Annotated in this window: 11 protein-coding genes; 5 read left to right on the top strand and 6 right to left on the bottom strand. The window is 66.0% G+C overall.

Features of this window, described 5'->3' with window-relative positions; translation table 11 throughout:
- Positions 1–89: 89 nt before the first annotated feature.
- Positions 90–608: a COG4315 family predicted lipoprotein gene (locus NG698_RS03795; protein ID WP_252608133.1), complete on the top strand. Its 519-nt coding sequence runs from the start codon at positions 90–92 to the stop codon at positions 606–608.
- A gap of 67 nt (positions 609–675) precedes the next feature.
- Here the strand turns inward: NG698_RS03795 and NG698_RS03790 are convergent, their stop codons facing one another.
- The 3 genes from NG698_RS03790 to NG698_RS03780 form a co-directional block, all read right to left on the bottom strand.
- Positions 676–1,491, bottom strand: coding sequence for a hypothetical protein (locus NG698_RS03790; protein WP_252608132.1), 816 nt, complete (start codon positions 1,489–1,491; stop codon positions 676–678).
- Complete coding sequence (locus NG698_RS03785; RefSeq protein ID WP_374209992.1) at positions 1,484–2,047, bottom strand: RNA polymerase sigma factor; 564 nt, start codon at positions 2,045–2,047, stop codon at positions 1,484–1,486. The genes NG698_RS03790 and NG698_RS03785 overlap by 8 nt, the downstream gene beginning before the upstream one ends.
- A 170-nt stretch (positions 2,048–2,217) precedes the next feature.
- Positions 2,218–2,853 carry a protein tyrosine phosphatase gene (locus tag NG698_RS03780; RefSeq protein ID WP_252608131.1) on the bottom strand — a complete coding sequence of 212 codons (636 nt, stop codon included), beginning with the start codon at positions 2,851–2,853 and terminating at the stop codon, positions 2,218–2,220.
- Between the two features lie 154 nt (positions 2,854–3,007).
- On the opposite strand from NG698_RS03780, the gene NG698_RS03775 reads away from it, so the two are divergent.
- A complete protein-coding gene (locus NG698_RS03775) occupies positions 3,008–3,502 on the top strand; it encodes a hypothetical protein (RefSeq protein WP_252608130.1) in 495 nt (164 codons plus the stop codon).
- A gap of 72 nt (positions 3,503–3,574) precedes the next feature.
- Here NG698_RS03775 and NG698_RS03770 read toward each other — a convergent pair whose 3' ends face one another.
- On the bottom strand, positions 3,575–4,426 hold the full coding sequence (locus NG698_RS03770; RefSeq protein ID WP_252599092.1) for a DMP19 family protein: 852 nt from the start codon (positions 4,424–4,426) through the stop codon (positions 3,575–3,577).
- 192 nt (positions 4,427–4,618) lie between these two features.
- Here NG698_RS03770 and NG698_RS03765 point away from each other — a divergent pair, with 192 nt between their 5' ends.
- Positions 4,619–8,071 (top strand): DEAD/DEAH box helicase, encoded by a 3,453-nt coding sequence (locus tag NG698_RS03765; protein ID WP_252608129.1) that lies wholly within the window; start codon positions 4,619–4,621, stop codon positions 8,069–8,071.
- Between the two features lie 13 nt (positions 8,072–8,084).
- Here the strand turns inward: NG698_RS03765 and NG698_RS03760 are convergent, their stop codons facing one another.
- Entirely contained in the window at positions 8,085–8,657 is a 573-nt protein-coding gene (locus tag NG698_RS03760) for an HNH endonuclease family protein (RefSeq protein ID WP_308293014.1), read from the bottom strand.
- A 292-nt stretch (positions 8,658–8,949) separates the two neighbouring features.
- Here NG698_RS03760 and NG698_RS03755 point away from each other — a divergent pair, with 292 nt between their 5' ends.
- Together NG698_RS03755 and NG698_RS03750 are read left to right on the top strand one after the other, a co-directional pair.
- Positions 8,950–10,548: an HNH endonuclease signature motif containing protein gene (locus NG698_RS03755; RefSeq protein WP_252608128.1), complete on the top strand. Its 1,599-nt coding sequence runs from the start codon at positions 8,950–8,952 to the stop codon at positions 10,546–10,548.
- A 221-nt stretch (positions 10,549–10,769) separates the two neighbouring features.
- Positions 10,770–11,423 carry a glycoside hydrolase family protein gene (locus NG698_RS03750; protein ID WP_252599095.1) on the top strand — a complete coding sequence of 218 codons (654 nt, stop codon included), beginning with the start codon at positions 10,770–10,772 and terminating at the stop codon, positions 11,421–11,423.
- 146 nt (positions 11,424–11,569) lie between these two features.
- Here NG698_RS03750 and NG698_RS03745 read toward each other — a convergent pair whose 3' ends face one another.
- Complete coding sequence (locus tag NG698_RS03745) at positions 11,570–12,865, bottom strand: ammonium transporter (RefSeq protein WP_252608120.1); 1,296 nt, start codon at positions 12,863–12,865, stop codon at positions 11,570–11,572.
- Positions 12,866–13,145: the final 280 nt, after the last annotated feature.

The following is a 13,145-nucleotide window of genomic DNA, read 5'->3' as shown; positions in this document are numbered from 1 at the left end:
GGCCGGTTCTTGAACCATTCTTCACCCCTGCACGTCGTACCGGTTAGTGCCCGGTGATCCGACACCGGGCCCCAGCCGAGGAGCATCCCATGAAACAGCATTTGTGCACAGGTCTTGCCGCAGCGGCTCTCATAGCCGCACTTTCCGGCTGCGGCGGCAGCCCCGGAACCACCACAACCACTCCGGCGGCCACCAGCCCGGCCGCCACGTCCGCCGCCCCGACCGCCGGCTCCCCAACCGCAGCGGCCGCCGTCGACCTCAAGACAGCATCCTCCAGCGCCGGCAACATCGTGGTGGATGCCGCGGGCATAAGCGTCTATTTCTTCACCAAGGACGTGAAGGATTCCGGCACCAGCGCCTGCACGGGAGCGTGCCTGACCGCGTGGCCACCGCTCCTCACCACCGCGGCCAAGCCTGCCGCCGAAGGCGTCGCCGGCACGCTCGGGACAATCACGACGCCGGACGGGGCCAAGCAGGTGACCCTGAATGGACTGCCGCTGTACTACTTCGCACAGGACAAGAAGCCCGGCGACGTCCTGGGGCAGGGCGTCAACGACGTCTGGTACCTGGCCACGCCGGCCGGGGAACTGATCCGGACAGCGGCGTAAGGCTACTGACAGTTCAGGCTACTGACAGTTCTGGCGCTTACGGATCGACCGCCTACGGATTGACCGCTTAAGGATGGAGGCCGGGCAGCGGGACTGGAGGCGTGGCCGGCAGGGGCAGAGCCGGGGGCTGTCCCTCGCCGTTCAGCGGCCCACCCGGCATACCCGATGTGACGTTTTCGGGGAGGGGAAGGTCCGGCAGGGGCACTGCCGGCGCTGAACCTGAAGGGGCCGGAGCGGGCTGCGTGGCCTGGCTGGAACCGGATCCCGGTACGGCCGGAACCGGCACAGTGTCAGCCGTCCCGGTGGGTCCTACGGCAGGGACGGCGGGCTGGCCCGGTCCCGGAGCCGGGGTCTCCACCGGCGCGGGGGCAGGCCCGCCGCCAACGGTGGACACGAAGGATGTTACTGCGTGGTTGACCTGGCCGATGGAATCCCGGATCCCCTGGTCGGAGGCCACGGCAACGGCGCCGCCAGCCGCCAGCGAAACGGCCACGGACAGCGTGGTGAGGGTGATCCTCCGCTTGGCCCGACGGCGGGCGGCGAGCTCGTCGGTGGCGGTCGTGAGCTGGCCGGTTGCCTCGGCGGGGGCTACGGTGGGCTCTGATTGAGGGGATGCCGCCACCGCCAGGTGACGGGTGGCTGCCGCGCGGCTCGGCGCAGGCGTCGGGACAGCAGTGTGTGTCACGGCAGGAGTCTGTGTCACGGCAGGCCTCATAAGCGCGGCAACCGCATCGGAAGGTACCGGCCGCTCGGCTGCGAGCGCCCGGAGCTCCAGCAGGACGGGGCGGAGGCCGCCGTCGTCGTGCAGCCCTGCCTCCAGCAGCAACCGGTCAACAGACGCGTCCTCGCGGGAACCGTTGCGTGAGCCTGCGGTGTCACTCATGATCTGCCTGGTTTCTTCTAAGAGTCTGGTCCTTGAGGTTTTGCAGGGCCCTGCGTTGGAGCTGCTTGATGGCACCCTGGGACTTGCCCATGATGCCGGCCACCTGTTCGATGGAAAGGTCCGCCACCACCCGCAGTGCCAGCACCTCGCGGTGTTCATCGGCGAGGCCTTCAAGCAGGGCAGCCGCGCCGCCGCTGTGGCCCAGGGCGTGGTCCTCCGCGGACGCCGTGCTGCGCCCGTCCTGCAGGGGGTCGTACGGAGTGAAGTCCGGCCTGCGTTCAACCCGCCGGTAGTAATCCACCATCCGGGCGTGGGCGATGGAAAACACCAACGACTTGGCGCCCTGGAGGCCGCCGGTCAGCTCACCAATCTTGGGGAAAAACGCCAGGAACACATCCTGGGTGACAGCTTCGGGATCATCCACGCCACGGGCCTTGAGGTAACCCAGGACCGCTCCGGACAAGGTTCGATAGACAGCGCCGAAGAGCACAGCCTGATCAGCACCGGCTGTGTCTGCAAATGTATCTATGTCTTCTTCGGCCAAAGTGTCTAGCACCAGTGGCTCCTCCATCCCGGGCAGCGTAGTCGCTCATCCCGGTATTCGGCGCGGCGTGCTCCGCTGCTGTGGGTCAGCTGCGGTCGGTCAGCTATCTGGCTGCCATGTGGACTGCGGGAATCCGGTCCGTCCGGAGCCGGTTCCCGCAGTCCACACTAGCTGCGCAGGTCCTAGTGGCCCGAAACGGCGGGAACGTCTACAACGTCGCCCGGTACGGCGGGAACAGCAGGAACGGCGGGAACGAACGGCTCGCCGTCGACACCCGGAACTGCCGGCACGGCAGGAACAGCGGGCAGCTCGGGGCGCTCAGCCTTGGCGGAGGCAGAGCCCTCGCCAGCAGCGTCGGCGTCGGCCGAGGCGGCGCCCTGTGCGACGACGTCCGTGCAGAAGGCGTCAACGTTGCCTTCGCCCTCGGCGGCGATGATCAGCGACGAGAAGCCCTCGGAGGCTTCGTTCAGTCCACCGTTGGCGAAGGCGGTGCAGAGGCCAAAGGCTGCGGCGCCAGCTGCGTCCACGGCGGTGCCGGCAGCGGCGGATGCGTTGGCCTCGGCTGCGACCTCATCTTCGGAGACGGCTGCTTCGCCGGTTACTGCTGCATTACCGGAAGCGTTTGCGGAAGCCGACTCGGTGGCGTCAGCGGCCAGCTTGGGGGCCGGGGCGCCGAGCAGTTCGTGGGCGGTCTGCTGTGCATCGGCCGGGAGGGCGCCGGAAGCAGCTGCGACGCCGGTTCCACCGACGGCCAGGGTGCCCGCGGCGAGTACTCCGGCGGCGATTTTGCTGGTGGCGAGAACAGTGAACAACGACATGTGACACTCCAAAACCTAGAGAACAATTCAGATCCGGCTCCGTGAGGAACCCTTCACCCCCTTCATCGCTGGCCGGACCGGGAAAGTTACGGCGCCTCCCAATTTTCTTTTCCAGGGCCCGGCTCCGGCCCATGGACCGCACTAGCATCGAGGCATGGCGATCACTCCGGAACAGCAGAAAACGGCCAAGACCTGGCAGACCATGGTGGACAGCAACAAAGCCCTGCTCCTTCGAAAGACGGGGCACGACGTCGGGTACTGGGCCGAGCAGGCACGCTCCGCGGGCCTAAGGAACGACGCCGAGCTCCGCCACTGGATGCGCGACGAGCACGGCGTCACGGGCTATGCGCAGTACGCCGTCTCGTGGGAGCTGTTCGGCTATCCGGAATTCATGCTGCGCGACGCCGACGAGCTTATCGATGGCCAGTGCATCAACCACCCGGAGCTGCGGCCCATCGCCGACGCGCTCCTGGCGTGGGCGGCGGCCACCGAGGGCGTGGAGATCCAGATGCGGAAGGGCTACGTCTCGCTCCACAGCCCGCGCCGGAAGTTCGCCCAGGTCACCCGGACCACCAACACCGCCGTGGACGTCGCGCTGCGCCTGGACACACTCCACATCCTGGCCAGGGCGCTGGACCAGAACACCTAATAGCTGAAACGACGGCGGGCCGGGTTCGTCGGAAGCTTCCGACGAACCCGGCCCGGGACCGTGGTGAGGGTCCTACGCGTCGATCATCTCGTCGTCGTCCGCTTCCTCGAACTCAACGGCGGCGACGATTTCCTGGGTCTCCGGGTTGATCATGAACGCCTCTTCGTCATCCTCGACCATGATGAAGTCGCCGTGGTCCGTGGTGAAGTGCCAGGCCAGCGTCTTCTCGCCGTCGTGCATGTAGTTGGGGTCGCCCATGGTGATCTTCTGCAGCGTGTAGCCGGCGATGTCGCACAGTTCGCGGATGATGACCTCGAAGTCCGGGGCGTCCTCCAGTGCTTCCTCGTCGGCCGCGGCCTGGCGCTCCTCCAGGTTGGGGATGAGCGCAACCTGGCGCTCGATGTACGCGTCGAGCTCCTCGTCGTCGAGCACCAGCAGGCCCTCCTGGGACAGGAGCCAGGCGGCGTTGAGGGCCGTGATGTTTTCGGTTTCGAACAGCTCCTCGAACTCGCCGTCGAGCTCTTCAATGGTGCGCACGGCGTCGTTGGACTCTTCCTCAGTGTCGAGGTCGCCGTCGAGGTAGCGCTCCTCGTCTTCTTCGGACAGGGCATCAAAGGCCGCTACGGTCCGGTTGAAGAGCTCCAGGTGGGCGGTTGCGCCCATCCCGGCGAGGCCCTCGCGGATGAGCGGGTCCACTTCGTCGCGGTCCGCGGTGAACACGTACTGGGCGAAGCCGCCCTCCAAGGACTGCGTGACGTAGAAGTCAACGTAGTAGCTGCCGAGCGCCGCGGGCGCGATCTCGCCGGCGTCGAGCAGTTTCCCGTACATGGCGTTCACCACGTGAACGTTGGCATCTACGACCTCCTCGCTGCCTGCATCGATGCTGGCCTTGGTCAGGACGACAGGGTTCTGGCTCATGGTCATGGGATTCCTCACTGCTGAATGCTTCGGTGCTGCTCAGGACACTTTCACGCTACGTCGGCGGGGGCGGCGCCGTGTTGAGGCGGAAGTGAACGTCAGGCGAAGTTTCAGGCTCCCGCCGGGCGAACTAAGATGAAGCAGATAACCTCCGATCGGACACGGCACCCCCGTGGCCAGCTGAAAGTAGCGCGCACCATGCCATCCCAACCGGACGAGAGTGCGGCACTGGCAATACAGACCCCCGCCATTAACGACCGCTCCCTCGCGGCCGGGTTGGCGTATGCCATGGGCAGCCGGGTTTCCGGAATGTCGTTCGACGCCGCCACCGGACTGATGCTGGGCAAGGTCCGGGGAGGTGCCGACGTCCCATACTCCACCACGGCAAAGCTGGTGCGGAAATCCGGCGGCTGGAGCTGCACCGTGGGTGTCTGCAGCTGCCCCGTCCGCAAGGACTGCAAGCATGTGGCCGCGCTGCTGTTCGCCGCCGAGGACAACCCTGCCATCCGCGTCCAGCTCCTGGCCCCGGCTGAAGTTTCCCGGCTTTCCCGCCAGCCCGCCAACCTGGACCTGGCCGACTGGGAGCAGGCACTGAGCCCGCTCATTTCGCAGCCCGGCATCACGCAGTCCATCAGCGGCATCCCGCTGGCACTCCAGTTCGACATCGAGGAACCGGCGCCGCACTTCTCCTACACAGGCCGCCGCGACCCGCTCCGCAGCGTCCGCCAGCTCAAAGCCCGGCCCGTGATCATGGGCGCCAAGGGCAAGTGGATCCGCGGCGACGTCTCCTGGAACACCCTGAGCTACCTGAACTTCCGCCGCGAATGCAACGAGGCGCACATCGAGTGGATGCAGGCATTCCTGGCCGCACACACCGCCGCCGCCAACCGGGTTCATAACTCCTCCGCGCTGTGGCTTGGCCTGAACACGTTCGCCGGGAAGAACATGTGGAGCCTGCTCACCGACGCCAAAAAGATCGGCCTCGCCCTGGTGCACAGCCGCGGCACCGAGCCGGTGCGGCTCGCCGAGTCTCCCGCCGCCGTCGGGCTTAATTTGAGCCGTTACGGCGCGTCCGTGGGTGGGGACGCTGCGGCTCCGGGCGCAACGCACGACGACGGCGGGCTGGAGCTCGCGCCCACCATCACCGTTGTGGGGGAAGACGTTGATCCGGCGTCGGTGGGGACCATTGGCCGCCCCGCGCACGGCATTTTCCTGACCACTGGCGGGGAGGCTTTGCCCGGGGTTTCCGCGGAGAATGTGATCACGCTGGCGCCGCTGGAGAGCGGGCTGAGCGAGGAGCTGCTGACCTTCGTCACGGCCGGCAGCACGCTGCACATTCCGGCGAAGGACGAGACGCGCTTCCTCACCGGCTTCTACCCGAAGCTGAAGCAGGCAGCCCGGGTCACGGCGACGGACGAGTCGGTGGCGCTGCCCGCCCTGGCCCTCCCGACCCTTTCCCTGCTGGCCAACTACGGCGCGGACCACCGGGTCCGGCTGCATTGGGAATGGCACTACAAGTCCGGAAACCTGGTCACGGCCCAACCGCTGTGGCGGCACCCCGGCGACCACGGCTACCGCGACGACACCGCCGAGGCCCGCATCCTGGAGGGCATCGGCCAGCCGTGGAACGTTGTTCCGGCCCTGGGCGAATCGGCCACCGGCGGCTGGGGCACGCCACGCCTGTCCGCGTCCGCCGAACTGAACGGCCTGGACACACTCGCTTTTACCGAAGACGTCCTGCCCGAGCTCCGGAACGCCCCGGACGTTTCAGTGGACACTGCCGGGGACATCGCCGACTACCGCGAGGCCGAGGAAGCGCCGGTCGTTTCCATCTCCACCAAGGCCACCGAACAGCGCGACTGGTTCGACCTTGGCATCCAGATCTCTTTGGAGGGGCAGCCGGTTTCCTTCGCCGCCGTATTCTCCGCGCTGGCCGCGGGCCAGACCAAGATGCTCCTGCCCAGCGGCGCGTACTTCTCGCTGGATTTGCCGGAACTGCACCAGCTGCGCGCCCTGATCGAGGAAGCCCGCTCGCTGCAGGACAACAAGGATGCGCCGCTGCAGATCAGCCGTTTCCAGGCCGGGCTCTGGGACGAGCTCGCGCAGCTTGGCATTGTCGATGAACAGGCCGCCGCCTGGCGTGAGGCCGTGGGCGGGCTGCTCGAAGGCGGGATCAACGGGCTGCCGCTGCCTCCCTCGCTCAATGCCGAGCTGCGGCCTTACCAGCTTGAGGGCTACAACTGGCTCAGCTTCCTGTACCGGCACAGCCTCGGCGGGATCCTCGCCGACGACATGGGCCTCGGCAAGACCGTGCAGGCACTCGCCCTGATGTGCGCCGCGAAGGAGCAGGCTGCGTCTGTGTCTGAGGATGCTGAAACACCAGCGCCCGATGTTCCGGCGCCCGACGGCGTGACTCCCTTTTTGGTGGTGGCCCCCACCAGCGTCGTAGGCAACTGGGCGGCGGAAGCCGCACGCTTCGCTCCCGGCCTCACGGTTCGCATCGTTAGCGAAACCTTTGCCAAGAACAGCCAGGATGCGGCCGTTGAACTCGCCGGAGCGGACATCGTGATCACGTCCTACGCGCTGTTCCGGATCGACTACGACTCCTATGCCTCCAAGACCTGGGCGGGTCTGGTGCTCGATGAGGCCCAGTTTGTGAAGAACCACCAGTCCAAGGCCTACCAGTGTGCCCGGAAGCTGCCCTCGGCGTTCAAGCTGGCCATCACCGGCACCCCGCTGGAGAACAACCTTATGGAGTTCTGGGCGCTGACGTCCATCGTGGCGCCGGGCCTGTTCTCCAGCCCCAAACGGTTCGCCGAGTACTACCAGAAGCCGGTGGAAAAGAACGGCGACAAGGGGCAGCTGGACAAGCTCCGCCGTCGCGTCCGTCCGCTGATGATGCGCCGCACCAAGGACCAGGTCATCCAGGACCTGCCGCCCAAGCAGGAGCAGATCCTCGAAGTGGTGCTGAACCCGCGCCACCAGAAGGTCTACCAGACGCACCTGCAGCGCGAGCGGCAGAAGATCCTGGGCCTGATCGAGGACGTGAACAAGAACCGGTTCACCATCTTCCAGTCCCTGACCCTGCTGCGTCAGCTCAGCCTGGACGCGTCGCTGGTCGATCCGTCGCTGTCCGGCGTCCGCTCTTCGAAGCTGGACGTGCTGTTCGAGCAGCTGGAGGATCTGGTTGCGGAGGGCCACCGGGCACTGATCTTCAGCCAGTTCACCGGGTTCCTGGGCAAGGTCCGCGAGCGGCTTGTGGAGGAGAAGATCGAGTTCTGCTATCTCGACGGCGGCACCCGGAACCGAACCGACGTCGTCAACGAATTCAAGAACGGCAGCGCGCCGGTGTTCCTGATTTCGCTGAAGGCCGGCGGCTTTGGCCTGAACCTGACCGAGGCCGACTACGTTTTCCTGCTCGATCCCTGGTGGAATCCCGCGTCGGAGGCGCAGGCCGTGGACCGGACGCACCGGATCGGGCAAGCTCGGAATGTCATGGTCTACCGGCTGGTGGCCAAGGACACGATCGAGGAAAAGGTCATGGCGCTGAAGGCCCGGAAGTCGCAGCTGTTCGCGGATGTGATGGAAGGCGACGCCCTGTCCAGCGGGTCGATCACGGCCGAGGACCTCGCGGGCCTGTTCAAGGACTGAGCGCGGTCAAAGCCTAACTGCAGGCTGCCAGGATACCTTCGATCGCGTCCCGCTCGGCCTGGGTGACCCACAGGCTGTAGTTGGCCTTCACGGCGGTCTGGCGGGCTACGTATTCGCACCGGAACGCCTTGTTTGGCGGGAGCCAGGTGGCCGCATCCTTGTCGCCTTTGGCGCTGTTGGTGGGCCCGTCGGCAGCCATGAGGTTCAGGGCATCGTTGGCCAACTGCCTGCGCTGTTCGGCGCTGAGCTGCTGGGCGCCCTTCTGCCAGGCGTCGCTGAGGGCAACCAGGTGGTCGATCTGGACGGCGGAGCTGGTGGTGTTGCCACGGACAAAGTCGATGGTTGTGCCTGTGTATTTGTCGGCCAGCGTACCGGTCGTAACGACGCAGTTCTGCGTGCCGGGCTTGAACGTCTCGCCGTCGAGGTCCCTGGCGAGGATGTCGTTTCGGGTATCGCAGCCGTTTCGGTCGATGTCCGCCCACGCGGGGCCGAATTCCTCGCGGGTGTAGCCGGTCTTGGGTGCGCGCCCCTTCACCGAGATAGTCTCCAGCTGGGCGAGCGCCGTTGCCACCTCGGCTGGGCTCACAGATGATTCGCCGGAGTTGCCCGACGACAGTGCTTCCCTGACCCCTTCGGCCACCTTGTTTGCGGCCTGCGTTGCGGCCTGGGCGGCGGCGTCACAACCGGTGAGGGCGCTGGCGAGAAGCAGAGTGGTGAACAGCGTCAGTGCTTTGGTGGCGGCGGAGCGGTTAATGGTTATGTCCTTCAGGAGTGCGGCGGAGGTGAACAGGCTACTGGCGCGGGGCGTTCTGACCTGTCATTCCGGGATGTGGAGTCTGTCACCCTAAAATGTCGTACCCCCTCGACATGATGGAAGTATGGACAACACAGCACCGGCAGAGATTCTGGAGACCATCGCGGCCTCTGCCCTGCGGATGGCCGGTGTGCTTCGTGGGAAGGCCGTGGATCCAGCAGCCAGCCCGGCTGCAACTGGCCCGGCTGATGCCCCTTTAGCACCTGATCCGTCCGCGACGTGTGGGGACCTGTCTCGCTGGCAGGCTGAGCTGTGCCTGACCGTCCTGTCGGGGACCGTGGGGATGGAAGCCATGTTCGCTGCCGTGAAGGTCCATGCCGCCAGCGGTTACGACGAGGCGGCCCAGACCATCGCGGGCCCCATCACTTCCCCTCAGGAGCAGACCGCCCAGGACATGGGCATCGTGGCCGAGGTCGCCTGCGCCCTGACCGTCAGCGAACGCACGGGTGACGCGCTGCTAGGCGAGGCACATCGCCTGACCACCACTCTGCCATTGACCCTCGCCGCCCTGGAAGCAGGGACCATTTCGTGGCAGCACGCCCGGATCATGGTTGACGAAACCCTCAACCTGAATCCTGCTGCCGCGCACGCGTTGGAGGCGCATTTCCTGGACCCGGACGAACCCAACCCGGCACGGGGTGGGCCGGCCGGAGAAATGGTCCCGTCCCGGTTCCGTCACAAGGCCCGGACCTGGCGCGAACGCCACCACCCGGACAGCATCGAAAAACGCCACACCCGCAGCGCGGCGGACCGGCGGCTTGAATGCTCCCCGGACCGGGACGGCATGGCCTGGCTCTCCGCCTACCTCCCGGCCAATCAGGCCTCCGGGATCTGGGACCGCGCCACCACCGCCGCCCGCGCTCTGCAGGGCCCCACCGAGTCCAGGACCCTCACCCAACTCCGCGCCGACAGCGCCGCGGCTTGGCTTCTGGGCGGGCAGGCCGATCTGATCCCGTCACCCAAGGCCCAAGTCCTCGTGACCGTGCCGGTGTTTGCGCTGATGGGCCTGACCGATGAACCCGCGATGCTCGACGGGTACGGGCCCATCTCGCCGTCCATGGCGCGGACCCTCGTCGCCGACGGCGCCGATTCGTTCCACCGTGTCCTGACCGACCCGCGCGACGGAGCACCGCTGGAAATCGGCCGTGACAGCTACCGGATCCCCAAAGCGATGCGCCAATGGCTTAGATTGCGGGACGGGAAGTGCCCGTTCCCCGGCTGCAACAACCAGTCCTTGGACAACGAAGCCGACCACCTCCTCGCCTGGCACCAGGGCGGAACCACCGGGATCAGCAATCTCGGTCAGCCTTGCCCCAAGCACCACCGGCTCAAACACACCACACCCTGGAAACCCACCACGGCGAGTTCCACCGAACCACCCGGCTGGATTTCACCCACAGGCCGCCGCTACGCCAGCGAACACCCCGACTGGGAACCACCCATCTGGCCAAACCAGCTACTGAACCAACTCCCCCATCAGGCGCCTGGCCCTCTCCTGCCCGAAAGCCACCTACCGGCAGACCGAGAGCCGGAGCGGAAATGGCTGCGCCGCCCCCAAGAACCAGACCCGCCACCGTACCCATCCGTACCCGACTTCCTCTGGCTGACACAACAGCCTGGGGCCGGTGCGGCACCTCCAGTCCCCTGCGCTAGCACCGGCTGAGCCCTGTCACGCAGCCAGGAAGCAGCTGCGGGAAAGCACTTTCCCGCATATGCTGAAGGGATTCCGACTTCGCATCCACCTGGAGATTCCCGTGCGCACCGTCCGATGGCGGACTCAACTGGCAGTATCAGGGCACGCTGGACGGACTGGTCCCGCCGGGAACTGAACGGCCCGCCACACTCTGGGCGCCCGACGTCGTCCGAATCGGCGATCAATGGATCATGTACCTTACAGTCCTCGGCGGAGTGCGGACTGACCGGACCGGCAACGCCTCGATCGTCCAATTGACCAGCCCGGACCTGGTCACGTGGGAGTTCCTCGGTTCCATCGACCTGAAGTCTCCGCGGGTCATCGACGCGGCAGTGGCCCCCTGCGGTGATGGCCGGCACCGTCTCTGGTACAAGGACGAGGCCCGCGGATCCAACACGTATAGTGCGGTAACCAGCACGCCTGCCGATCCGACGTCGTGGGTTCTTGAAGGACTGGCGATTCCGGGGCGCCCGCACGAAGGACCCAAAGTCTTCAAGCTCGGCGGGCAGTTCTGGATTATCGTGGACGAGTGGCGCGGGCAGGCGATCTACCGGTCCGAGGATGCCTCTGGTGGCTGGACCCGACAGGAGTACCTTGACGGCCTCATCCTGACCGCTCCTGAAACGGCCGACGGCGGTCCGGTCGCGGGACGGCACGCGGACGTGGTGCCGCTGGACGCAGCGGCGGACGGCAAGGAACGAGCCCTGATCATTTACTTCACCCATCCGCACTGGAACGGCGAGGATATTGACGCCATGGCAGCAGACCCGAAGACCCACCTCAGCCACGTCCGGGCGGCCGTCCTGGAAGTTCACAACGGCGACCTGGTATGTATTGACGCCTGACGGCACGACAAAAGGCCGAACTGCGGAACTATAAGCCAGCGGCTGCTGGCACCGGTCCGATGTTCGGCCCTTAGCCGGGCTCGCGCCGGGCGGCGCCAATGGGCGCCGCCCGGGCATATCTATTTGAGTTCAGGTCCCACTGGTTATCAGGCCCGCTGCGGCGAACCCAGCTCCACCGGGTCTTCATCAGTGAGGTAAGCAAGTTCCGAGTGCGCGGCGATGTCGATACCGCGCATTTCGTCTTCAGGCTTGATCCGCAGGCCGACAACGCGGTCGAGGATCTTGGCCAGGATCCACGTGATGCCGAACGAGTACGCCAGGACCGTGACTGTGGCCAGCGCCTGGACACCCAGCAATTCAACGCCGCCGCCATAGAACAGGCCGTTGACGGCGTTCGGAGCAGCGTCGGTGGCAAACAGGCCGATCAACAGGGTGCCGATGATGCCGCCCACGAGGTGAACGCCCACGACGTCGAGCGAATCGTCGTAGCCCAGGCGGAACTTCAGTTCGATGGCGAGGGAGCAGACGGCACCGGCGATGGCGCCGATGGCCAGTGCACCCACCGGGCTGACCGCGCCGCAAGCAGGCGTAATGGCAACCAGGGCCGAGATCAGGCCGGATGCCGCTCCCATGCTGGTGGCTGCGCCGTGGCGGAGGCGCTCAACCAGTGCCCAAGCGAGGAGGCCGGCCGACGCTGCCACCGCGGTGTTCAGGAATACGATGGAGGCGGACTGCCCGGCCGAGAGTGCGGAGCCTGCGTTGAAGCCGAACCAGCCCACCCAGAGCAGTCCCGCTCCTACGAGCACAAGCGGCCGGCTGTGCGGCTTGGTGTGCTCCATCTTGGGCCAGCCGGAGCTCTTGCCGAGCACGAGTGCCAGTGCAAGCGCCGCTGCGCCGGCGTTCATGTGCACGGCGGTTCCACCGGCGAAGTCGATTGCCTTGATGCCGCTCGCGATCCAGCCGCCCATGACGCTGCCGTCAGCAGAGGAGAAAGCGAACACCCAGTGTGCGATGGGGAAGTAGACGATGGTTGCCCAGATTCCGGCAAACAGCATCCAGGCGCCGAACTTCATACGTCCGGCTGCCGCTCCCGCAACCAGGGCCGTAGTGACACATGCGAAGAACAGTTGGAAGGCGGCGAACAGGACCACCGGAATGGAGGCTGCCTCGTCTGCGGCGAGCAACTGTCCCATGCCCGGGAATTCCGTGATGTCCCCGATGAGTCCGAGGCCGCCCACGGAGTTTCCGAAGGCCATGGAATAACCGAAGAGCGCCCAGAGTACTGCCACTAGGCTCGCGCCGCCAAAGCACATCATCATCATCATCATGTTGAGAATACGACGAGACCCCACCATGCCCCCGTAAAACAGGGCCAGGGCAGGGATCATCATACAGACCAGCGCTGAGCTGGCCAGAATCCAAGCGACATTTCCCGAATCCATGGGAAACCCCTTTCGTGATGCGAAGAGAGAACGGAAATTGCCCGTCAGAGCCGCTCCGGAGGTGGGACGCGGAGTAAGTACCACGTTCGTCGGAGGGCAGCTATTGCCGTCTGGTTCCGACTGTATGGCTGCAGTTCCGCGATGGGTTTCTGGCTGGTTAAATCAACGTTTCACTCACGGGCACGCGAGTTTCACAGGTCACTCAAACGAACTTTGGATTCAGGGAATTCCGGGATCGCAGCCGCCGGTTTTCCCGCGCAGTGCTACTTGGCGGAGACGG

Origin of the sequence: Pseudarthrobacter raffinosi, from assembly GCF_023913735.1 — a bacterium.
Lineage (GTDB): Bacteria > Actinomycetota > Actinomycetes > Actinomycetales > Micrococcaceae > Arthrobacter > Arthrobacter raffinosi.
The sequence above is the reverse complement of the archived record's forward strand: the minus strand, read 5'-3'. Positions and strand labels throughout refer to the sequence as shown.